General features: G+C 36.8%; 21 protein-coding genes and 1 pseudogene. 11 read left to right on the top strand and 11 right to left on the bottom strand.

Annotated elements, in window-relative coordinates:
- Positions 1-3: 3 nt before the first annotated feature.
- The 10 genes from ACTL4S_RS13230 to ACTL4S_RS13185 form a co-directional block, all read right to left on the bottom strand.
- On the bottom strand, positions 4-585 hold the full coding sequence (locus ACTL4S_RS13230; protein ID WP_441299495.1) for a DNA-3-methyladenine glycosylase I: 582 nt from the start codon (positions 583-585) through the stop codon (positions 4-6).
- A gap of 24 nt (positions 586-609) precedes the next feature.
- Entirely contained in the window at positions 610-855 is a 246-nt protein-coding gene (locus ACTL4S_RS13225) for a hypothetical protein (protein WP_441299494.1), read from the bottom strand.
- Positions 856-870: 15 nt separating this feature from the next.
- On the bottom strand, positions 871-1,422 hold the full coding sequence (locus tag ACTL4S_RS13220) for a M23 family metallopeptidase (RefSeq protein WP_051078829.1): 552 nt from the start codon (positions 1,420-1,422) through the stop codon (positions 871-873).
- Positions 1,423-1,482: 60 nt separating this feature from the next.
- Positions 1,483-2,511, bottom strand: a complete 1,029-nt coding sequence (gene mutY, locus ACTL4S_RS13215; protein ID WP_191113018.1) for an A/G-specific adenine glycosylase — start codon at positions 2,509-2,511, stop codon at positions 1,483-1,485.
- Positions 2,512-2,671: 160 nt separating this feature from the next.
- Positions 2,672-3,031 carry an HIT family protein gene (locus ACTL4S_RS13210; protein ID WP_026055739.1) on the bottom strand — a complete coding sequence of 120 codons (360 nt, stop codon included), beginning with the start codon at positions 3,029-3,031 and terminating at the stop codon, positions 2,672-2,674.
- Between the two features lie 94 nt (positions 3,032-3,125).
- Positions 3,126-3,860, bottom strand: coding sequence for a dienelactone hydrolase family protein (locus ACTL4S_RS13205; RefSeq protein WP_441299493.1), 735 nt, complete (start codon positions 3,858-3,860; stop codon positions 3,126-3,128).
- 164 nt (positions 3,861-4,024) lie between these two features.
- Positions 4,025-4,714, bottom strand: coding sequence for a BamJ family beta-barrel-assembly machinery protein (gene bamJ, locus ACTL4S_RS13200; RefSeq protein WP_441299492.1), 690 nt, complete (start codon positions 4,712-4,714; stop codon positions 4,025-4,027).
- Positions 4,715-4,762: 48 nt separating this feature from the next.
- Complete coding sequence (bamJ, locus tag ACTL4S_RS13195; RefSeq protein WP_034170756.1) at positions 4,763-5,467, bottom strand: BamJ family beta-barrel-assembly machinery protein; 705 nt, start codon at positions 5,465-5,467, stop codon at positions 4,763-4,765.
- A gap of 166 nt (positions 5,468-5,633) precedes the next feature.
- Complete coding sequence (locus tag ACTL4S_RS13190; protein WP_441299491.1) at positions 5,634-7,817, bottom strand: polysaccharide biosynthesis tyrosine autokinase; 2,184 nt, start codon at positions 7,815-7,817, stop codon at positions 5,634-5,636.
- A 421-nt stretch (positions 7,818-8,238) separates the two neighbouring features.
- Entirely contained in the window at positions 8,239-9,315 is a 1,077-nt protein-coding gene (locus ACTL4S_RS13185) for a polysaccharide biosynthesis/export family protein (RefSeq protein ID WP_310077464.1), read from the bottom strand.
- Between the two features lie 738 nt (positions 9,316-10,053).
- On the opposite strand from ACTL4S_RS13185, the gene rfbB reads away from it, so the two are divergent.
- The 11 genes from rfbB (at position 10,054) to ACTL4S_RS13130 (ending at position 21,335) form a co-directional block, all read left to right on the top strand.
- Complete coding sequence (gene rfbB, locus ACTL4S_RS13180) at positions 10,054-11,112, top strand: dTDP-glucose 4,6-dehydratase (RefSeq protein WP_441299508.1); 1,059 nt, start codon at positions 10,054-10,056, stop codon at positions 11,110-11,112.
- The gene (gene rfbA / locus ACTL4S_RS13175; protein ID WP_441299490.1) at positions 11,112-11,987 is read left to right on the top strand and encodes a glucose-1-phosphate thymidylyltransferase RfbA; all 876 of its coding nucleotides are present in this window, start codon (positions 11,112-11,114) and stop codon (positions 11,985-11,987) included. Before rfbB ends, rfbA begins: the two co-directional genes overlap by 1 nt.
- A gap of 5 nt (positions 11,988-11,992) precedes the next feature.
- Positions 11,993-12,406 (top strand): sugar 3,4-ketoisomerase, encoded by a 414-nt coding sequence (locus ACTL4S_RS13170; protein WP_441299489.1) that lies wholly within the window; start codon positions 11,993-11,995, stop codon positions 12,404-12,406.
- A 116-nt stretch (positions 12,407-12,522) separates the two neighbouring features.
- A complete protein-coding gene (locus ACTL4S_RS13165; protein WP_441299488.1) occupies positions 12,523-13,614 on the top strand; it encodes an acyltransferase family protein in 1,092 nt (363 codons plus the stop codon).
- Between the two features lie 94 nt (positions 13,615-13,708).
- Entirely contained in the window at positions 13,709-14,824 is a 1,116-nt protein-coding gene (locus ACTL4S_RS13160; protein ID WP_441299487.1) for a DegT/DnrJ/EryC1/StrS family aminotransferase, read from the top strand.
- On the top strand, positions 14,825-16,069 hold the full coding sequence (locus tag ACTL4S_RS13155) for an O-antigen translocase (RefSeq protein WP_441299486.1): 1,245 nt from the start codon (positions 14,825-14,827) through the stop codon (positions 16,067-16,069). It abuts the gene before it with no gap.
- A gap of 13 nt (positions 16,070-16,082) precedes the next feature.
- Positions 16,083-16,970 carry a glycosyltransferase family 2 protein gene (locus ACTL4S_RS13150; RefSeq protein WP_310077458.1) on the top strand — a complete coding sequence of 296 codons (888 nt, stop codon included), beginning with the start codon at positions 16,083-16,085 and terminating at the stop codon, positions 16,968-16,970.
- A gap of 150 nt (positions 16,971-17,120) precedes the next feature.
- Positions 17,121-18,260, top strand: a complete 1,140-nt coding sequence (locus ACTL4S_RS13145; protein ID WP_441299485.1) for an O-antigen ligase family protein — start codon at positions 17,121-17,123, stop codon at positions 18,258-18,260.
- A 2-nt stretch (positions 18,261-18,262) separates the two neighbouring features.
- Positions 18,263-19,132 (top strand): glycosyltransferase family 2 protein, encoded by an 870-nt coding sequence (locus ACTL4S_RS13140; protein ID WP_005108303.1) that lies wholly within the window; start codon positions 18,263-18,265, stop codon positions 19,130-19,132.
- Complete coding sequence (locus ACTL4S_RS13135; protein WP_441299484.1) at positions 19,129-20,277, top strand: glycosyltransferase family 4 protein; 1,149 nt, start codon at positions 19,129-19,131, stop codon at positions 20,275-20,277. The genes ACTL4S_RS13140 and ACTL4S_RS13135 overlap by 4 nt, the downstream gene beginning before the upstream one ends.
- A gap of 104 nt (positions 20,278-20,381) precedes the next feature.
- Positions 20,382-21,335 carry a GNAT family N-acetyltransferase gene (locus tag ACTL4S_RS13130; RefSeq protein WP_005108306.1) on the top strand — a complete coding sequence of 318 codons (954 nt, stop codon included), beginning with the start codon at positions 20,382-20,384 and terminating at the stop codon, positions 21,333-21,335.
- 516 nt (positions 21,336-21,851) lie between these two features.
- Here the strand turns inward: ACTL4S_RS13130 and ACTL4S_RS13125 are convergent.
- A pseudogene (locus ACTL4S_RS13125) lies at positions 21,852-21,946 on the bottom strand (IS5/IS1182 family transposase); the annotation flags it as partial.

The following is a 21,946-nucleotide window of genomic DNA, read 5'->3' as shown; positions in this document are numbered from 1 at the left end:
TTTTCAGCTCTTATTTAAATGCGAGGATATTGTTTTAAAGTCACAATGATTTTCATGGTCATCGACCATACCAACGGCCTGCATAAAGGCATAGCAAATGGTGGGTCCGACAAATTTAAAACCGGCCTGTTTAAGGGCTTTAGACATCTGCTGGCTCTCAATGGTTTGAGCGGGTGCTTGCCGATAATCCACAACATCATTATTCAATCGCGGTTGCTGTGCAAAAGACCAGAGCCAATCCACCAGATTAATCCCTTGCTGTCGCAGCTTTAGCCATGCTTGGGCATTTTTCCGAATGGCATTGAGTTTGCCGCGATGCCGTATCAGGCTAGCATCTTCAAGTTTTATTTGGAGTTGTTGATCTGTAAGTGAGGCGATAGATTCAATCGAATATTGAAAAAAATGTTCACGATAAGCTTTACGTTTTTTAAGAACGGTAATCCAGGCCAGACCAGCCTGCTGTCCTTCCAGACACAGCATTTCAAACAGGCGATTTTCATCCAGCAGGGCCTGTCCCCATTCCTGGTCATGGTAGGTGATATACAGCGGATCATCGGAGCACCAGCCACAGCGTTGCACAGTCATGTGATGCTCCTTGTTTTTATGCTTTTATAATTTAAACATAGTCCATTGATCCTGCTGATTGTCCCAGTACGACAGTTCAGCCTGATCCAGATCGCTAAATTGAATCCACATATCTTTACCGGCCTTGTCAGTATAACCGGTACTGATCAGAAGCGCTTCCTCGGTAATTTCCATCACCCAGCCCTGGTGAGTTTGACCGTTCAATACAATTTTTTGTTGATTGCCTGATTCAGCAAATTCTACCAGACGATTGATCAACGCTTCTGACATGTAAATATCCTAAAATTAACGTAAATAGGGATAAGGGTTGACCACACCGCGGCCCTTGCCCTGTAAATAGATTCCATAATGCAGATGGGGAGCAGTATGCCGGGCATTGCCGCTGTTGCCGACATAAGCAATCAGCTGGCCTTTTTTGACATAGTCGCCGACTTTTAAGCCACGTTTATGGCCATCCAGATGCGCATAATAATGCCAGGAGCCGCCTGGACCCAGAATCCAGACTACTTTACCACCCAAATTGTTGTTACGTAAATCTGCAATCAGACCCTCAGTCGCGCTAAAGACTTTGGTTCCACGTGGAGCCATGATATCAATACCTTCATGCAGGCGTCCGCGACTGCGCGAAGCACCCCAGGTATCTGTTAACTCACGTGCTTGTATGCGTGCCACCGGGATTGGCAGAGAGGACGGCACTCGCATACTTTTCAGTTTTTGCACGAGGATAGGGTTGAGCTGTACAGCAGGGGATTTTTTTGGTGTACTGCTACAGGCAGCAAGCAGCACAGCAATCAAAGCAATCCACGTCAAAGCAAGGTATTGGTGCACTTTATTCATCCTTAAATATTGGCAATGCTCATGTTGAGCTGATCGATATTTTGCTTTATCCAGACTATGTCACAGATTGACGCTAGTGATCAATTTTTTCATGGCAGTCGGAATGCCGGCCTCAGTTGCTGTTTGCGGACTCATCCAGCAGCCTTGCAGTTCAATCGCCAGATGTTCCTGCTGATCCTGATCTACTGCAAAAACAATTGCTTCAAGTTGCCAGGTAAAATGAGTAAAACTGTGGCTAATCTGGGTCTTTTTGATGATATTTTTAAGGCCAAGTTGCTGGCATTGCTGTTCCCATTCATGTGCATTTTCAATAATTGGCAGACACCAGAGACCGCCCCAAAGACCGCTATTGGGACGTTGCTGCCAAAGCCAGTCTGTACCGGACTGGATTAGCAGGACCTGAGCAGAGCGTACAGGAACTGGTTTTTTGGCCTTTTTGAAAGGCAATTCATTTTCCAGTCCTTGCTGATGTGCCTTGCAATGCTGCTGCATTGGACAATACAGACACAAAGGCTTTTTCGGGGTACATACGGTCGCGCCCAGATCCATAATTGCCTGGGTATAGTCATGATTGCGTTCGATAGGACAGAGTTGTTCTGCCAGTTGCCATAAGGCACGCTCATGCACCGGTTTGGACAGATCATCTTCAATGGCAAAGAAACGTGACAATACCCGTTTGACATTGCCATCCATGATTACGCCATATTGACGTAAACCGAGTGACATCAAGGCGCCAGCGGTTGAACGGCCAATGCCGGGCAAGGCCATCCATTCTTCCAGAGTATGAGGGAACTGCTGCTGTGCTGTCACGATGCCGGCAGCTTTATGCAGATTGCGGGCGCGGGCATAATAGCCGAGACCTGCCCAGTAGGGTGCGACCTCATCCCATGAGGCATAACCTAAGTCCTGAACAGTCGGAAAACGCTGGATAAATCGTTCAAAATATTGCAGTACAGTTTTGACCTGGGTTTGCTGCAACATGATTTCAGAGACCCAGACTTTATACGGATCATCTGTCACCTGCCAGGGCAAGTCATGACGACCATGCACATCAAACCATTCCAACAGGGCATCTGAAAATACGAACATGAATACCTAGCAACCGAATAAGCAGCAGCTAGTATAGCGGAATCAGCAGGGTGGGAATGTGAAAAGTAGGATAAAAATGGCTGCTCATTTGTTTGGGCAGAAGAGTGATTTCAAAAAAATAAACGCTCCGTAGAGCATTTATTTTTGATAAAGAATCCGGTTAATCGTTAATTCCCCAGCGCTCATCCAGCTTCAAGGTCTTGCCTGCATAACGCGGAATAATATGAATATGCAGATGTTCTACCTTTTCCTGAAATACTTCACCATCAATAAAGCCGACATGAAAACCGGCAGGCTGGTAGCGTAATTGCAGTTCATTGCGTGCCTGTTCCAGTAGAGACATCAAACTTTTACGTTCTTTGTCAGTCACTTCGAAAAACGAGGCCACATGCCGCAATGGAATAATCACACAGTGACCTTCGGACAATGAATTCGGTTCAGGCAACACCACACCATAATCATTTTTGGCAATGACATCATATTCGTCAAAATTGCAGTAGGGGCAGTTGGTTTCAGCCATCATACACATTCTCCTCTGGTAGGATTTATCTTTCTTTTCTTCATGAAGTATCTAGAATATTCAGCCTGTGAACAAGCCGGATAGTTGTTTCTATTTATGCCAAATGGCGGTCTAGCAAGGTATACATTGCCGCCAAGCCTTTTTGTTCAGCTTCTGCATTGTAACCAAGATCCACACCATTGGCTTTGGCCCGTTCATCCGCAAGCGGGTTGCTAAAGCCATGTTTGGCATTTTCAAAAACAATCACTTCATGCTCGACTTTGGCAGCATGCATTTCCTCACGGAAACTGGCCACATCATCCAGGGTCACCATGCTGTCCAGTTCACCATGTAACACCAGGATTTCCGCCTGTATCTGACCCTCCTGAGCCGGTGCTTTTGGCGACAGAATGGCATGGAAAGTGGCCACCGCTTTTAAAGATGCATTAGAACGGGCCAGATCCAGTACGACTTTGCCACCGTAGCAGAAACCAATCGCTGCAAGCTTTTCAGCATTGACTTCATCCTGTGCTGCCAAAGCATTCAAGGCTGCTGTTGCACGGTTGACGATAGTGTCAGGATCTTCAAAAGTTTGCATCATCCACTGGTAAGCCTGATCAGAATTGGTTGTGACTTTTTTATCCCCATACATGTCCATGGCCAAGGCCGCATAGCCATGTTCTGCAAGTTCACGGGCGCGCTGTTCGGTATATTCATTCCGACCCCACCATTCGGGTGCGACCAGTACACCGGCAACAGGGGTATCTGTTTCTGGGGCGGCAAAATAACCAATTAATGGGCTGCCATCCTGCGCAGTATAATGAATTTCGCGAGTCTTGATTGCTGCCATGCTGACGTCCTCTATTGTTGTTGAATTGCTTGATTAAAACATAACATAGCAAAACTGATAGGAATGTGACATGAAAACCTGCGATTTACGGATACTTAAGCCTATAAAAAAAGAGAGGCAAATATAGAGCCTCTCCGATTTTAGATCAGGAAAAATAGGACTTACTATTTAATAATTTCCAGTAATTCCACATCAAAAATTAAAGTACTGTTCGGTTCAATTACATCCCCTGAACCAATCTGTCCATAGGCCAGTTTGGCCGGAATGAAGAAACGATATTTGGCACCTTCTTTCATCAGCTGTAAACCTTCAGTCCAGCCAGTAATGACCTGGGTGGTACGAAACACCACAGGTTGATTGCGGGCAATCGAGCTATCAAAAACCGTACCATCGATCAAACGGCCTTCATAATGTACGCGGACATTACTATTTGCGCTCGGCGATTTACCTTTTCCTTCCTGAAGAATCTGATATTGCAAACCTGATTTTGTGGTTTTTATCCCCGGTTTTTTTGCATTTTCAGCCAGAAAAGCCTGACCAATCTTGGCATTTTCATCCGCCTGCTTTTTCAAGGTAATCAGCTCTTTGGCTTCAGCCTGACGCTTAAATTGGGTCAAGACTCGCGCCATGTCTTCTTCACTTAGAGTTGCCTGTTTCCCAGCGGCTGCCGCTTTTAAACCGGCGCTAAAGGCATCCAGATCAATGCCTTGTAAGGAGTCAGCATTACTTTTTCCCATCAGATAACCAAAGCTGTAGCCGACCTGTTCAGCCTCAGGGCTCTTATTGGTGACTTCTTTGGCAAACAGACTGCCAGAACTCAGCAGTAAAACCATCAAACTTATTTGTATTTTCATGATTAATTCTCAAAATAAAGGAGAGCGCGTTGCTCTCCTTTTCGTGGATTATTTTACTTCGATGAGTTCCACATCAAAAATCAAAGTACTGTGTGGAGGAATCGTACCTGGCACGCCCTGTTCACCATAACCGAGTTTAGATGGGATATACAGGGTTGCTTTACCGCCTTCTTTCATCAGTTGCAAACCTTCGGTCCAGCCTGGAATGACCTGATTGAGTGGGAACTCAATCGGCTCGCCACGTTCAACCGAACTGTCAAACACGGTACCATCAACTAATTTCCCTGTGTAATGTACTTTTACAATTGAAGTTGCTGCAGGCTGCTTGCCCGTACCTTCTTTGGTCACTAAATATTGCAAACCAGATGCCGTAGTTTTTACCCCAGCTTTTTTGGCATTTTCGGTCAGGAAAGTATCACTTGATGCTTGAGCCTGTTTGGCACTATCCACTTGCTTTTGCTGCATTTCTTTTTGGAACTGCTCATAAGCTGCTTGTAATTCTTCTTCAGTATAAGCAGGAGCGGTACGGGCATGACCTTCGCGAACGCCTGTCACAAAGCTGTTAATATCCAGCTCAGGTGGAGTTTGATGAGCGACTTCATAACCGAGTGCATAGCTAATTTTAGAAACAGCAGAGGCATCTTTAGATGCTTTTGTGGTTTGAGCAGCTGGGTTTTGAGTTGCATAGTAAACAGGTACTAGCGCGGCACCGCCTAAAAGAACAGCGACAGCAATCGGTAAGGCCTTACTCATGTATTATTCCAATCTAATGTTATCGTTGAGGTTCATTCCATCTTAGCAGAAAATTTTGAGAAATCTTGCAGAATGGGTGGTTTTTTAGCAAGCGGACACCGCAGTTGTGTTGAAGTTTAAAGATATAAAAAAACCAGCAATAGCTGGTTTTTTTATCTAAATGGGATCAGCCATTTTGTTCTCTAGACTTATAACTGTAAATGTAATCATAACTATAGCTCCCCCCGGCTGAACGCTGGATATCATTCAGGATAAAGCCATTTACGATACAACCGGCCTGTTTAAAGCGGTTTAATGTAAGCTCTAGCTCCTTCATTTGTGTTTTTGCATAGCGCGCCACCACTAAATTCAGTCCGACATATCGGGATACGATAATCGCATCCGTGACAGCCAATACAGGTGGTGTATCAATAATGATATGGTCATAGTGCGGAATCAGAGATTGTAGTAATTCCTTGAAGCGTACTGAATTAAGAAGCTCAGAAGGGTTTGCTGAACTTTCACCACAGGTGATTACATTCAAGTTCGGAACATTAGTGTTTTGTACCACCTGTTCTAATGTAATCTCCTCATTCAGGTATTCAGTTAATCCATGTTGATTACCCAGATCAAAATATTTATGGATATGACCACGACGCAAGTCTGCATCAATCACCAATACGCGTTTGTTTTTTTCCGCCATGATAACTGCCAAATTGCTGGAAACAAATGATTTCCCGACTTTTGGGGCTGGGCCTGAAATCATGATGATGTTATTCTTGGCTTGGCTTAGGGCGAAATGACTCGCTGTACGTATGCTTCGCAAGCTTTCGATTGCGATATCATCACTATGTTTAAGGGCTAATACAAAAGGAATCTTTTTCTTTTTCAGTAGTTTTAGCCCAGGTTTCTGACTCGGAGAATGGGCAATATTTGCATACACTGGAAGCTCCAGTTGATATTCTATTTGACTACTATCTTTCACACCAGAACGCAGCATATTGCGGAATAATGCCACCAAGATTCCCACAAAGATACCGAACCAAAAGGCGAGGAACAGAATCACTGGTGTTTTCTGTTGCACTTGGTCAATTGGTTCAAGTGCGGTATCAATGATATGTACATTGCCAATTTCACCCGCTTTGGCAACACGCAGTTGTTGGTAGGAATTCACCAGGTTGGTATACAGTTGCTGTTTGACTTCGACTTCGCGTGACAGTTGCAAATACTGGCGTTGTATCTCTGGAATATTTTTGAGTGTTGTATTCAGTTCACGAATCTTGCCATTGATGACCCGAAGTTGAGCAGTAATTTCTCGCATGGCTGGATGTAGTGCTGCATATTTGGCAGCTATTTCTGCCTGTCTCTGTTCAAGTAAGACTTTTTGCGTTTCTAAGGTGACGCTCTGATTTAAATACAATTCAGATTCTTTAGCGATATCAACTGTATTATACCGTTGACGGAACTGGTTAAAGGCGAATTCTGCATGATCAAGCTGTTTCTTTAAATCCGGTAATTGTTCATCCAGAAACGCCAGTGTTTGCGCTGTTTCTGTTGAACGGCGCGTAATATTATGCTGGCTATAAATCGCTAAAATCGTGTTCAAGACTTTAGTGATGTGCTGTTTATCTTGACCCTGATAACGAAGCTGCAGAACTCCACTCAGTTCTCCTTTTTCTGTCACTGAATAGTTGGCAAGAATAGAATCAATCGCTGTTGGCAATGAGAGTTTTTGTACCCGATAACTGCGATCTAGATTGTCTTGACTAAAGATTGCAATTTTCCAGTCTCCCTGTGCAGTTTTGGCTTGAACGGGCTGGTTAAGTGCACCCTGAAAGACAGTTTCTTCTGTCACTGGATTGATCAGACTAAAGCTCTGTTGTTGAAACTTCAGCAGCAGATTTTTATCCTGATACGCTACGGGAACTTCAAACTGACGGATATCAAAGCTTTTTTCACCTTCTTTAAAGCGTACAGTTTCGGGTTGATATTCGGCCTGAGAATTTCTGCCGTAAATGAGACGATTGATAAAGGAGTCTTCAGTGCTCGCAATATGGAGATCCAGATTTAAACGATCAATCACTGATTCCAGAATCGTGCGTGATTTTAAAACCTCAATCTCAGCATTTGATGAAGACATCTGACTAATAATACTTGACAAGCTGCCTAATAAGGCAGCTGATGCCCCTCTATTTTCTTCGACCTGAACGATTGCATCCACCTTATAGTTAATGGCTGCGGTACGCATGTACAGCAACACTGCCATCAGGCTAAGCAAACCACACAAGAGGATGAGCTTCCATTGCGAGAGCAGGGAAAAGAACACCCCTTTTAGGTCAATCATATTTTCGGTATTGTTATTTTTGTTCATAATTTTACTATCTAAAAGTTTAAAAGTGATTTTCCAGTCTTTGAGTTAGTTTTAATAAAATAATCAAAGACTTGCTGCTTTTCTGAGAAAGAATCCTACATATTTTGGTTTTATTGTCCTTTCTTGAAATATCTAACCCACACAAGGCCAGATATTTTAATGATGATCAGAATAATACGGTTTTTATTTAATCTGTTTCATATCGAGTTTTGAGCACCATGGATTTGCAGGTGAAGTCCGTGAGCTTATATCAAAATAGTGGGTGGTCATTGATGACTATAATCATTCCAAATCACTGAAGTTATAGATTTAATCTACGAATGCAGGCGGATGTTATGAATAAACTTTCAGTCATTAATTGATACCCCCCATATTTCCTAAAAGACCCCGAAAAGATTTTTAATTTTCATAGCTGAGTTACCTATCGTATAGCTGAATCAGCGACATATGAAAATGGAAGAATCTGGCTAACAACGCGTTCCCAACGGGTCAGACCTGTGGCATCAACATAGACAATGTCATTGCTACGCATTTTGAACTGTTTCGCTAGGCCAAAATCTCCAAGGTTTTTTAGACTTAAGTGATATATTTCAGTCATCTGATTGTCCGAGTTGCCACGTAAGACATAAATCCGGCTAGAACTCGCGGAATAGGGATTAATCCCTTCACTTTCACCCAATACATCAGCGAGAGTCATGCCTTGGTCACGTATTGGTAAGGGTTTATTGGCACTGGCTTCACCCATGACATAGATCTTCTGGTTTTCACGAGGACTGATATAAAGAGTGTCATTCGGTTGAATCAATAGCTTATGCAAGGAATATCCAGCCTTTTCCAGTGCAATGGTATTCAGGTCATAGGTTACACCCTGCCGCACAAGTTGAATCGAAGTAGAGTCACCTTGCTCATTAATACCACCCGCCAAACCGAGTGCTGTATAAACACTGACTGGTTGATCAGACAAGTAAAATTGACCAGCTGATTTCACATTACCGACCACTGAATAGCGTTGTCCCTGATAGGAAATGACCCTCACCACCACATCCGGGCTGTTTAAGTAGGGAATTAATTGACGCCGTACTTCCTGATTCACTTGCGGAAGGGTTTTTCCAGCTGCTTTATAACGGCCAATGAACGGAAAGTGGATATAACCATTTCGGTCAATTTGGTAGCCGTTGTTATTATCACTTGCTGTAGGAACGGCGCTAATTTCAGGATAGGCCCATAATTGAAAGGATAAAATATCACCTGGATTCAAACGGTAATCCTGCACCTCAGTCTGAAATAAAGCAGCATAATGGCTAAGATTATGAGTTTGGGCAGACTGCAATACAGGCAGGGTGTCCTGATTCAATTTTATTAGATTGACTGGAGTTCCTAGTTCAGTTTGATAGATTCCTTCTTTTGGTAAATCATATGTTTGAAAGCCGGATATTGCTGCACATCCAACTAGAGATAGGCTGAAGGTAAAAATACCTAAAAGGTGTCTATAGTTCACTTGAAACCCCTTTATTTTTATATGTTCAGAATTGGTATTTATTAATAATTATTAATTTTTCTAATTCGATTTATGTGATTAACATCTAAAAAATATAATAGATCACATACCTTGTCTATAGCTATTTTTAAGTCAATTTAATAAGTTTAAAAAAATATACTGCGAAAAGATGGACGAAAATGGACGTGAAACCTTGATTAAACAAGCTATAGAGATATAGCGAATTACTTAAGTTTTAGAATAAGGATTAATTGTTTCCAATTGTTATTTTTTAATAGATGATGTAGCTAAAAAATTAAGAACATAATCATAGTCAATATAGGAAAGTATTTTTATATAATTTTTATCCAATCTAAAGGTTTTTTAGATCATTAAATTTTATTAAATTTAAATAAAATTTAAATGATTTATAAGAAAAATTAATTTAAAATAATTAAAATAAGACTTTGTTAATTAAGATATTAGTAGAAAATTTTTGATGAATATTAAATTAATATTAGTTAAGAGATATATAAAAGATTAATGGCTATATAGACTTAGATGAGTTCTAAAAAATTAATTAAAATTATAAAATGTAACCACATTTAAGCATCTACTTTTTTATAAGTGGTTTGTATAATAAAATTAATATATGTTATGAACAAATCAATAAAAATAGATATGCCCAGAAGGCAGCAATACATTAAAAATAATTTGTGAAAAGTAAAATAAAAATATTAAAGGACACTAAAAATGATGATGAAAATATTGGTGACCGGTGGGGCTGGTTTTATTGGATCTGCTGTCATCCGGCATATCATTAAAGAGACTGAACATCATATTTTAAATGTTGATAAGTTAACTTATGCAGGTAACTTGGAATCATTAGTTTCTGTATTGGATCACCCTCGTTATCAATTCGCTCAAACTGATATTTGTGATCATGTATCTTTAGCGCGATTATTTTCAGACTTTGAGCCAGATGTGGTCATGCATTTGGCGGCAGAGTCTCATGTGGACCGTTCGATCGATGGTCCGGCTGAATTTATAAATACAAATATCGTCGGTACCTATACCTTATTAGAGGTTGCACGAAAGTATTGGCAAAATTTGGCTGAAATTAAAAAATCTAGATTCATATTTCATCATATTTCAACAGATGAAGTATATGGCGACTTAGAAGACACAACTGATCTATTCACTGAAACTACCCCTTATTTACCCAGTTCGCCCTATTCGGCAAGTAAAGCCAGTTCAGATCATTTAGTTCGGGCCTGGCATAGAACCTATGGTTTGCCGGTAGTTGTCACGAACTGTTCAAATAATTATGGACCTTATCATTTTCCTGAAAAACTGATTCCTTTGATGATCTTAAATGCTTTGGAAGGCAGACCATTACCGGTCTATGGAGATGGTCAGCAGATTCGTGACTGGCTGTTTGTCGAAGATCATGCGCGTGCTTTATATCAGGTTGCGACTCAGGGTGTAGTGGGTGAGACCTATAATATTGGTGGATGGAATGAAAAACAAAATATAGAAGTGGTGAAAACTATTTGTCAGATTTTAGGTGAATTAAAACCACAACTGAACGGGCAAAGTTACGAAAGCTTAATCACCTTTGTTCAGGATCGGCCTGGACATGATTTACGCTATGCCATTGATGCCTCAAAAATTGAGAGGGAACTGGGGTGGAAGCCACAGGAATCATTCGAGACCGGTATCCGTAAAACTGTGCAGTGGTATCTGGATAATCTGCAATGGTGTCATCGTGTTCAGGATGGTTCGTATCAGCGTGAACGTTTAGGGGAGGCAGTATAATGTCAAAAACAATAAAGGGGATTATTTTAGCAGGCGGTTCGGGCACACGTTTGCATCCAATAACTAAAGGGATCTCGAAACAGCTACTTCCGATTTATGACAAACCAATGGTTTATTACCCATTATCTGTCCTGATGTTAGCCGGTATTAGTGAAGTTCTTATCATTAGTACTCCGGAGGATATTGAGGGATTTAAGCGTTTATTAGGAGATGGTTCACAGTTTGGCATGGAGCTGAGTTATGCGATTCAGCCTCATCCTGATGGTTTAGCACAAGCCTTTATCCTGGGCGAAAAATTTATTGGTCAAAGCAATGTATGTTTGGTGCTAGGCGATAATATTTTTTACGGGCAAGGTTTTACCCCTATGCTACGCCAGGCTGCAGCACGACAAAAAGGAGCAACTGTATTTGGCTATCAGGTGAAAGATCCTGAACGCTTTGGTGTTGTAGAATTTGACGAACAGCAACGTGTTATATCAATTGAAGAAAAACCCAAAAACCCTAAATCTAACTTCGCCGTAACGGGTCTGTATTTTTATGACAATGATGTTATTCAGATTGCCAAACAGGTGCGACCATCCCAACGGGGGGAGCTGGAAATTACTTCGATTAACCAGGCATATCTGGAGCGTGGTGATTTAAATGTTGAATTGTTGGGACGTGGGTTTGCCTGGTTAGATACGGGTACACAGGGCAGCCTACTTGAAGCAGCTCAATTTGTAGAAACTATTGAAAAACGTCAAGGTTATAAAGTTGCCTGCCTGGAAGAAATTGCATTGAATAATGGCTGGTTGAGCAGAGAGGAAGTTTTAGCGATTGGTCAAACAATGAATAAAAATGGCTATGGTCAATATCTGATTTCTTTAGTGGGGTAATAACTATGAATCTCATCGAGTGGATAGAATTACCTAATTTGGGAGATCAGCGTGGCAGCTTGGTGGTCGCTGAAGCCAATCGGAATATTCCTTTTAGTATACAGAGGCTCTATTATATTTTCGGTGCTCAGCCTGATGTTCCTCGTGGATTTCATGCACATAAAGAGCTTCAACAAATTGCTTTTTGCATCCAAGGCAGTTGCAAAATACTGATGAATAATGGCAAAGAAAAACAAGAGGTCTTAATAGGTCAGCCTAATAAAGGATTATTTATCCCACCAATGGTTTGGCATGAGATGCATGGTTTTTCAGAAGATTGCATATTGTTGGTATTGGCAAGCGATCACTATGATGAAAGTGACTATATCCGTAACTATGACCAGTTTTTAGAAGAGGCAGATAAGGTTGTTATTGAATAGATATTTAGATAATTAAAATTACGAAAAATAATTCATGAGTATGATGGCTTTTGTTAATAGAGAAGCTTCAGAAAATAGAATTATAAATAATAATAAATATTAAGGAGATGTATGAGATGATTAAACCACTTACATCATTGCGTATGTTTTTTGCGCTATTTGTTTTTCTTAGTCATTTGGCCTTTCTAAAAAATGATACAAATTATGAAAATATTTTTAACAGTATTTTTGATGAAGGATTTTTAGGCGTCAGTTTTTTCTTTATATTAAGCGGATTTATTTTATCCTATAATTATAAAGAAAAATTTATTATAGGAAATATTTCAAAAAAAGAGTTTTATATTTCTCGTTTAGCAAGAGTGTATCCAGTACATATTGCGACTACGGCACTTGTACTCCTGTTAACCTTTATTCAATCTGGAAAAGGGTGGGAGTACTTAATTCAACACATTTTTCTGATACAAAGCTTTTTTTTAGAAGAAAATATTCATTTTTCATTAAATTCTCCTTCTTGGAGTATTTCTGACGAATTATTCTTTTATCTACTTTTTCCATTCGCATTTTTAATTTCTGAAAAAATAAGAACTTATATTTTTATTTTATATCTAGTAGGTATTTTAATTCTTAATATGCAGCTTAATAAAAATCAGGATCACTATTGGTTGTATATTTCACCATTTGTACGTTTCTCTGATTTTTTACTGGGTATTATTCTATTTGATCTTTATGAAAAAATAAAAGTTACTTATTCTAAAATAAATATACCTACTTTTATATTTGAATTAGGAGCAATTTTACTTTTTATTTTATTCTTTGTGTTTCATAACAAGATAGATATAAGCTATAGATACTCAATATATTATTGGCTACCTATGGCAGCAATTATTCTTATTTTTGCATTGTCTCATGTTGCTCAGAAAAAAAGTATTATTACTAATTTCTTATCAAATAAATATATGGTATTGGCGGGGGAAATCAGTTTTTCTTTTTATTTACTGCATGTTTTGGAAATACAAATTTTAAATTATATAAAAAAGATACTATCATTTAATATAGACTTAATGTTGTTCTCATTCATTATTTTTATTGTGACTTTAATAGCTAGTTTTATAATGTATAAGTATATTGAAAAGCCTCTAAATAGGAAAATAAAGAAATTTTTATTAGAGCCAGGTTTTAAAACAAAGAGTTATGAACTTAATAAATAATATTGGATTTTTACTTTAATTAATATAAATATATTAATTTTGATGAACGTAGAATTAAAAAGTAATAATAAATTTTTATATGAGATTGATAAGAATGATTCCTTTTCTTGACCTAAAAGCGATAAATGCTCAATACCGCGACAAACTTTTAGCAGCTTGTACACAGGTCATTGATTCCGGCTGGTATATCAGTGGCAAAGAAGTAGAGGATTTTGAAAGAAAATTTGCGGATTATTGTGGAACACAGTATGCCATAGGAGTTGCCAATGGGTTAGATGCGCTTATTCTGACTCTGCGTGCATGGAAGGAATTGGGGAGACTGAATGAAGGGGATGAGGTCATTGTACCTTCAAATACCTATATTGCGAGTATTTTGGCAATTTCACAGAATAATCTAAAACCGGTGTTGGTCGAACCGGATATTCATACTTTTAATATTGATGCTAAAAAAATTGAAGCAGCTATCACCACAAAAACAAAGGCGATTTTGCCTGTTCACTTATATGGACAGCTTGCTGCAATGCCAGAAATTATGGTCATTGCCAAGAAATATAATTTACTGGTCTTGGAGGATTCAGCACAAGCCCATGGTGCTGAAATAGATGGTAAAAAAGCAGGCAGTTGGGGAGATGCCTCAGGCTTCAGTTTTTATCCGGGTAAAAATTTGGGTGCGCTAGGGGATGCCGGGGCGATTACCACCAATGATGCCGAGTTAGCGCATATGCTTAAGGCTATACGTAATTATGGCTCACACGAAAAATATAAAAATCTGGTACCTGGGGTAAATAGTCGCCTTGATGAAATTCAGGCGGCAATCTTGAATGTGAAACTGAAATTTTTAGATCAGGAGAACCAGTATCGTCGTCATATTGCAGATCTTTATTTAAAAGAAATTCAGAACTCAGCGATTGAGCTTCCATTCACAAATATAAATGCCGAAACTGATACACAGCATGTTTGGCACTTATTTGTGATCCGAACTCAACATCGGGAACAATTACAAAAACATTTAGCAGAGCACGGGGTACAGACATTGATTCATTATCCGATTCCACCGCATAAGCAGCAAGCCTATCAGGAGTGGAATAATTTCAATTTACCAATTTCAGAACAAATTCATGCTGAGGTCTTGAGCTTGCCGATTGGACCGACTTTATCTATTGATGAGGTAAAGCAGGTTGTTCAGTTATGTAATGGTTTTCAAGCATAGATGAATTTACTTAGGACCAGTGTACTCAATGGCTTGGCAGTTTTGATTAAGACCATCACCATGTTTGTACTGAATAAAATTTTAGCTGTATATCTAGGACCCACTGGATATGCAGCGATAGGACAGTTCCAGAATTTTATTCAAATGGTGACTACTTTTGCAGGGAGTGCAATTAATACCGCAGTCGTAAAATATACAGCCGAATATCATGAGGATGAAAGTAAACAACGTGCAATTTGGAAAACAGCAGGTAGTATTGTTTTTCTGTTTAGTCTGATTTTCGCGTTTCTCATATTAATTTTTCAAGGACAACTCTCACTTTATATTTTCCATTCACTTAAATACCAGACAGTTTTTATATGGTTTGCAGTTTTTTTGATATTTTTTAATTTTAATACACTGTTTTTAGCAATATTAAATGGAAAAAAAGAAATATTAAAATTAGTGCTTGCAAATATTACAGGTAGTTTATTTGCTCTTATTATCACGAGTATGCTGGCAATTAAGTTACATTTATATGGAGCTTTAGTTGCATTATCCATTTATCAGTCTATTGCATTTATAGTGACGTTATTTCTATGTTATAGAGCGAACTGGTTTAAGTTTTCATCTCTCCTAGGAAAAATAGACCTAGAAATTACCAAAAAGTTTAGCTCATTTATTCTCATGGCATTAGTGAGTGCGATTTGTGTACCCCTGTCTCAAATGTTAATTAGAGCATATTTAACTCAGGAGTTTAGTCTGGCATATGCAGGTTACTGGGAAGCGATGATCCGAATAAGCACGGTATACCTTATGCTGGTCACGACAACATTGGGAGTGTATTACTTACCCCGATTATCAGAGCTAAATAAGATTGATGAAATTAAGAAAGAAGTTTATTTGGGCTATAAATTTCTTTTTCCACTGACTGTAGTAGGAGGAATTATTGTTTTCGTACTACGTGATTGGATAATTAATTTACTATTCACTCCATCTTTCGCACCCATGCAGGACTTGTTCTTTTGGCAAATGATGGGGGATGCATTAAAAATAGGAAGCTGGATACTCGCCTATTTAATGCTAAGCAAAGCAATGACCAAACTGTACATTTCTACAGAAATTATATTTACCTTATCCCTTATTGCTTTGACCTATGTATGTACCCAGTTTTTTGGATTTAAAGGTGTTTCAATTGCCCACCTAATAAATTATGGGATGTATTGGATAGTAATCAGTTTATTTATATTTAAACAATTAAAATAAAGAGATATATAATATGATAATTGAGCAATCTTTAGTTTCCATCATTATACCAAGTTATAATCATGAGAGATTCGTGTGTGACAGTATCCGGAGTGTCATTGACCAGTCTTACCAGAATATTGAGTTAATTGTCATTGATGATGGATCTACAGATTCTTCAGTAGAAAAAATACAAGGACTGATTCCGCTCTGTGAAAAACGGTTCATCCGGTTTGAGTTTAGACATCGACCCAATAAGGGCTTGAGTGCAACCTTGAATGAAGCATTAGAATGGACACAAGGAGAATATTTTTCTTCTCTAGCTTCAGATGATATAATCTTAAAAGATAAAATAAAGATACAATCAGAATTTTTAAACCAGAATAAAAATTGTATCGCAGTATTTGGAGGAGTAGCAATTATTGATAATGATTCTAATCTTGTAAAAAATAGGGTTAAAAAAAGACAAAGTTATAATTTTGAAAAAATTTTATTATTAGAACATGATTTACCAGCTACGACCCAACTGATCCGATCTAAAGCTGTGAAAAAAATTGGTGGTTATGATGCTAAGGTAAAAATTGAAGACTGGTATATGTGGTTGCTTTTAGCACGGGAAGGGGAGTTATGTTATCTTCCTGTTGTTTTTGCTAAATACAGGCTGCATGATAATAATATGCATAAACAGACGTCTCTTATGCATGATTCGAGAATGATGATTTTAAATGAGTACCAAAATCATATTCTATTTAATAAAGCAAAAAAAAGAGCTTTATGGATAAATGCATTTGAGTTGGGGTTGTTTTCCAAAAAGAAATCATTAGAAAAAATGCTAAGCATTTTGAGAGAATATCCATCTGAAATTTTAACATATGATTTTTTTAGGTTTTTTTACTGGTTTCTTATTAAAAAAGATTTTTAATATAAATAAGTTTGATAAATGTTATTAATTTTGTTAAAGAATAATTTTTAAAATATATTAAATAAGAAAATAATTGAATTAATAATATAAAATATTAATCGGTTCTTTTACTTTTCTATCAAGTAAAAGACAATAAGAAAGGAATGGATAATGATTATTTTAAATGAAACTAATTCAAAAAATAACATTATTTTTTTAAGTGATACTAATATAAGAGATAAATCAATTATATATCTTATACTGTTTTCATTTTTTTTATCTCAGTTTTATTTTTGGTCAAGTGGAGTTCCACAATTCAGCCATATTTTTATTATGGGTGCTATTTTATTGCTATTTAGCAGAAGCTCTAAAATAAATATTGAATATTCAAATATAATTTTATTATTTGTTGCTTACGCAATTTGTGTAAATTTTGCTTGGTATTTAATTGTTCTCGATTCAAGTTATATGATGTCGACTGTTTACTGGATATTTAATTTATTATTTTTTCTATTAATGATGAATTTAAATCAAGTTCAGATTAACTTTTTCTATGAAAAATTATTATTCCTAATTCCTTTTTCCTATATTGTTGAAATTATTATCTGGGCAAGCAACTTAGGTCGTTATGATTTTGAACCTCGATATAATGGTCTTTTTAATGATCCTAATCAGATGGCATTTTGGGTGCTGAGTAGCTGTGCAATTTATCTGTATATTTCAGGAAATGGCTTTAAAAAAATAACTATCTATTTTTTAGCCTTATTCTTAATTTTATTGACCATGTCAAGATCTGCTTCAGTTGGTTTTTTAATGTTAACTCTGGGACTTATATTTAGTCAAAAAGGAGACCTAAATAAAAGAATATTTGTATTCATTGGAACATTAGTGTTTTTTGGAAGCTTAAGCTACTTTTTATATAACTTGGGGGTCTTTGATAGTATTGCACTACGCTTTATAGAAGGGTTAGATCAACGAGACAGTCAGGTAGAAGGGCGTGGTCTTTTCAGTTTTTTAGATTATCCTCAATATTTAATTTTTGGTGCTGGGCAAGGCGCCCACTGGTTATATAACCCTACAGGAAATGAAATTCATTCAACTTGGTTAGGTATCTTATTTTATTATGGGATTATAGGAATATCCTTATTTTTAATATTTTTATATCAAATATTTAAGAAACTATCGCTTTCCAACAAGATGATATTATTAGGGCCAATGTTATATGGGTTTACCACTTATAGCGCAAGAACAATTATTTTTTGGTTTTTATTGGCGGCTTTTTTATTATTCTCAAATAATAAGGATGAATAAATATGTATATTTCTATCGGAATTCCATTTTTTAATGCTGAAAAATTCTTGGAAGATGCGATTAAATCTGTCCTTGCCCAAACTTTTCAAGACTGGGAACTCATACTGGTAGATGATGGTTCGACAGACCGGTCTTTAGAAATAGCCCGATCATTTGTTGATTCTCGAATCCGTATCATTTCTGACGGTTATAATAGAAGATTACCCTATCGCTTAAATCAGATTATTAGTGAAGCAAAATATGACATTATTGCGCGTATGGATGCTGATGATTTAATGGCTGTAGACCGGCTTGAAAAACAGATTAAAGTCCTAACTAAAAATCCAGAGATTGATTTAGTTGTTACCAGCTTGTATTCCATTGGAAATAAAAATGAAATTCTGGGGAAAAGAATTTTTTCTACCCACCAGATGCAGCCAAAAGAAATTTTGCAAGGGTTGACAAATTTATTACATCCTTCACTTCTTGCACGTAAGGCATGGTGTCAAAGAAATCCTTATCAGGAAAATAACTGCCTAGCTGAAGATTATGAATTATGGCTCTCAGCAGCTATAAAAAATGATTTTAATTATATGGTAATGCAAGAACCATTGTATTTTTATCGAGAAGTAGAAAATGTAAAAAAAGAGAAAATGATCCGTGGTTATAATACCCAGATTGAAGTAATCAAAAAATATTATAATAATATAATCGCTGATCGCGAAAAAAATAAGATTCTTCTAAAATTTGAGATAAAAAAAATTATTGTAAAAATATTAGATTTTCTAAATTTAATGAAGATCTTACATAGCCGTAGGATAACCCCTGTTTCTAACGACGAGAAAAATTTTTATGAGTCACAATTAGAACTAATAGAGCGTATAAAGCAATGATCTCTAAAAAAATTATTATCATTGGGACAACAGCCTCTAATCTTTATGGCTTTCGTAAAGATTTTATTTTGTCCTGTTTAGCACAGAATTATCATGTTTATGCTTTCGTGTCTGAATATACGAATGAATGGTTGACTAAAATACAAAGTTTAGGGGTTACGCTGGTTACCTATAAACTTAGCCGTGGCGGACTAAACCCATTAGCTGATCTAAGTTCAACTTATCAACTGATTAAAAAAATAAGTGAAATTCAACCTGATATTGTTTTTTCATATTCAACTAAGCCAGTTATTTATGCAACTATGGCTGCTTACAGAACGAAGGTTCCTTATATCTATGGCATGATTGAAGGATTGGGTTCACCTTTTACCATTCATAAACATGGGCAAAGTCTGAAAGCCCAATTCATACGTTTTGTGCAAATTTCGCTATATCGGCTGGCATTTCCATATCTAGACAAAATTATTTTTCTTAATCGCGAAGACCCTAAAGATCTAATACATCGTTATAATCTTCCCCATAAAAATAATGCAATTGAAGTCTTAGGACCAATTGGCCTTAACTTACAAGAGTATGCCTATACGAAATGGGATACCGAGAAAAATTTATCTTTTATCTTTATTGCCAGGTTAATTGCTGAAAAGGGTATATTTGAGTATTTGGAAGCTGCTCGAATAGTTAAAGAAAAATATCCTGATATAACATTTAAAATTATAGGTGGATTGGATTCTGAAAACCCAACTGGTTTAAAGCAGGCACAATTAGATCAATTGATAAAAACAGGAATTATAGAATATGCTGGCTTCGTTAAAGATGTGGATCAAAGAATACGTGAGAGTGCAGTTTTTGTATTACCCTCCTATTACCGTGAGGGCGTACCTCGTAGTACACAAGAAGCAATGGCTATAGGAAGACCAGTGATTACTACTGATGTACCTGGCTGTAATGAAACTGTGGTAGATGGTGTTACAGGTTTCCTAATTCCTAAATGGGATGTAAACGCCTTAGTAAAGAAAATGATTTATTTCATAGAATATCCTGAACAAGTAAATAAAATGGGGTATCAAGGCTTTTTATATGCTAAAAAAAATTTTAATGCTGATCATATAAATCATAGATTATTGCAAATATTAGGAATGAATTAAGATTACAAATCATTCAATAATATTTTTATTTATAAAAATAATTTTGATTAAATTTAACTTAAAAATAAGAAGTAGAAAATGTTTAACTTATACAGGAGATTGTAATGGGCGAAGATATAAGCTTTCAAATAAAAAAATACGAAGATTCAGATGAGATTATGTGGAATAAATTTTTATTAAAATGTAAAAATTCTCACTTTATGTTTAATCGGGATTTCATGGAGTATCATTCTGATCGTTTTGAAGATTTCTCTTTAATATTCAAAAATAATGAAGAGAAAATTATAGCTTTATTGCCTGGAAATATTAAAGATAATATTTTTTATAGTCATCAAGGTCTAACCTTTGGGGGATTTCTGATTGATAGAGGGGTGCATGCTGCTGATATGCTTGAAATTTTTACTCAACTAAAGATTTTTTTAAAAGAAAAAAATATTGAAAAAATCATATATAAATGTATCCCAAGTATTTATCATAATTATCCAGCACAAGAAGACTTATATGCTTTATTTAGAAATCATGCAAATCTTTATCGTAGAGATATTAGCGTTTGTATTGATTTAGAGGAAGAATATTCATATTCAGAAAGTAAAAGAAGATCAATTAAGAAGCTCAAAAAAAATGGGATTATTTGTGAAGAAGTAGATCAGCCTAGTATTGTCTGGGGGGTCCTTCGTGAAGTATTACGTCAGCATCATAATCAACAACCTGTACATAATGAAATTGAAATAGATTTATTGAAAAGTAGATTTCCTAATAATATAAGAGCTTATAAGTGCTGTCTCAATGGGGATATCGTTGCAGCAGCAGTAACTTTTGAAACCGAGAGAGTGGTGCATACTCAGTATTTGGCCAGTAATGATAAGGGTAGAGAGGAAAAAGTATTAGACTATCTGATTGATTTTTTAATAAATAATAGTAAAAATTCTGCTAAAATATTTGACTTTGGTACTTCCAATGAAAATGAAGGGAAGTTTTTAAATACAGGGTTAATTAATCAAAAAGAAAGATTTGGTGCTCGTGCGATTGTACATGATTTCTATAATATAGATCTTTAGAGATCTTAGTTTCAAAAACAGATACAGGCTTATTCAATTGCATAAGGATGTGCTGGATAAGCCTCAAGCTATAATTCATCGGCCAATTAATTGTTATCTCTATAACTAATTCTTGATAAATCAAAAAACATCACGATTCGGTTTGATTTTAATACTCAATATTATGTGCAATCGAATGACTGCCAAGATTAAAGTCAAATCTATTACTGTGTTGCCATTCAATACTGTTTTAATGATAATTTCCGTATTTCAACTTTGTTTATGTATGTTCATAACTTTATGTAAAGCCTAATCACAGACCATCTGAACTTAGTTAAATAGCATTGGAGTATGCGATTCTTTAAAAGAAGATAAGAATATATGAATATTGTATTTCACTATCAAAAAAGCAGCTGTAGATTTTACTAAACCGTAGATAGTACAGGATTGAAATTTTTAGATAAAATATAAAAACTAACCTGAATATGGCTATCAATAGTCGAAATCACTTAAGGATATAATAGGGTCTGTTGACATTTACTGTTCATAATTAACCCTATAAAGGTAGCCATAAAAATATACAGGCTAAAGCAACAGAACTTTGATAATTTCTTTTGAGCTTGTCATATCGA

Origin of the sequence: Acinetobacter lwoffii, assembly GCF_052078135.1 — a bacterium.
Lineage (GTDB): Bacteria > Pseudomonadota > Gammaproteobacteria > Pseudomonadales > Moraxellaceae > Acinetobacter > Acinetobacter lwoffii_Z.
Note: the sequence above shows the minus strand (reverse complement) of the source record. Positions and strands in the feature narration are given on the sequence as shown.

What these genes read in the sequence shown, in the direction of transcription:
- ACTL4S_RS13145 (WP_441299485.1), top strand. Translation starts at nt 17,121, where the DNA reads ATGATTATTTTAAATGAAACTAATTCAAAAAATAACATTATTTTTTTA.
- ACTL4S_RS13140 (WP_005108303.1), top strand. Translation starts at nt 18,263, where the DNA reads ATGTATATTTCTATCGGAATTCCATTTTTTAATGCTGAAAAATTCTTG.
- mutY (WP_191113018.1), bottom strand. Translation starts at nt 2,511, where the DNA reads ATGTTCGTATTTTCAGATGCCCTGTTGGAATGGTTTGATGTGCATGGT.
- ACTL4S_RS13170 (WP_441299489.1), top strand. Translation starts at nt 11,993, where the DNA reads ATGAATCTCATCGAGTGGATAGAATTACCTAATTTGGGAGATCAGCGT.
- ACTL4S_RS13135 (WP_441299484.1), top strand. Translation starts at nt 19,129, where the DNA reads ATGATCTCTAAAAAAATTATTATCATTGGGACAACAGCCTCTAATCTT.
- ACTL4S_RS13210 (WP_026055739.1), bottom strand. Translation starts at nt 3,031, where the DNA reads ATGGCTGAAACCAACTGCCCCTACTGCAATTTTGACGAATATGATGTC.
- ACTL4S_RS13160 (WP_441299487.1), top strand. Translation starts at nt 13,709, where the DNA reads ATGATTCCTTTTCTTGACCTAAAAGCGATAAATGCTCAATACCGCGAC.
- ACTL4S_RS13220 (WP_051078829.1), bottom strand. Translation starts at nt 1,422, where the DNA reads ATGAATAAAGTGCACCAATACCTTGCTTTGACGTGGATTGCTTTGATT.
- ACTL4S_RS13205 (WP_441299493.1), bottom strand. Translation starts at nt 3,860, where the DNA reads ATGGCAGCAATCAAGACTCGCGAAATTCATTATACTGCGCAGGATGGC.
- bamJ (WP_034170756.1), bottom strand. Translation starts at nt 5,467, where the DNA reads ATGAGTAAGGCCTTACCGATTGCTGTCGCTGTTCTTTTAGGCGGTGCC.
- ACTL4S_RS13130 (WP_005108306.1), top strand. Translation starts at nt 20,382, where the DNA reads ATGGGCGAAGATATAAGCTTTCAAATAAAAAAATACGAAGATTCAGAT.
- rfbA (WP_441299490.1), top strand. Translation starts at nt 11,112, where the DNA reads ATGTCAAAAACAATAAAGGGGATTATTTTAGCAGGCGGTTCGGGCACA.
- bamJ (WP_441299492.1), bottom strand. Translation starts at nt 4,714, where the DNA reads ATGAAAATACAAATAAGTTTGATGGTTTTACTGCTGAGTTCTGGCAGT.
- ACTL4S_RS13165 (WP_441299488.1), top strand. Translation starts at nt 12,523, where the DNA reads ATGATTAAACCACTTACATCATTGCGTATGTTTTTTGCGCTATTTGTT.
- ACTL4S_RS13150 (WP_310077458.1), top strand. Translation starts at nt 16,083, where the DNA reads ATGATAATTGAGCAATCTTTAGTTTCCATCATTATACCAAGTTATAAT.
- rfbB (WP_441299508.1), top strand. Translation starts at nt 10,054, where the DNA reads ATGAAAATATTGGTGACCGGTGGGGCTGGTTTTATTGGATCTGCTGTC.
- ACTL4S_RS13155 (WP_441299486.1), top strand. Translation starts at nt 14,825, where the DNA reads ATGAATTTACTTAGGACCAGTGTACTCAATGGCTTGGCAGTTTTGATT.
- ACTL4S_RS13230 (WP_441299495.1), bottom strand. Translation starts at nt 585, where the DNA reads ATGACTGTGCAACGCTGTGGCTGGTGCTCCGATGATCCGCTGTATATC.
- ACTL4S_RS13225 (WP_441299494.1), bottom strand. Translation starts at nt 855, where the DNA reads ATGTCAGAAGCGTTGATCAATCGTCTGGTAGAATTTGCTGAATCAGGC.
- ACTL4S_RS13190 (WP_441299491.1), bottom strand. Translation starts at nt 7,817, where the DNA reads ATGAACAAAAATAACAATACCGAAAATATGATTGACCTAAAAGGGGTG.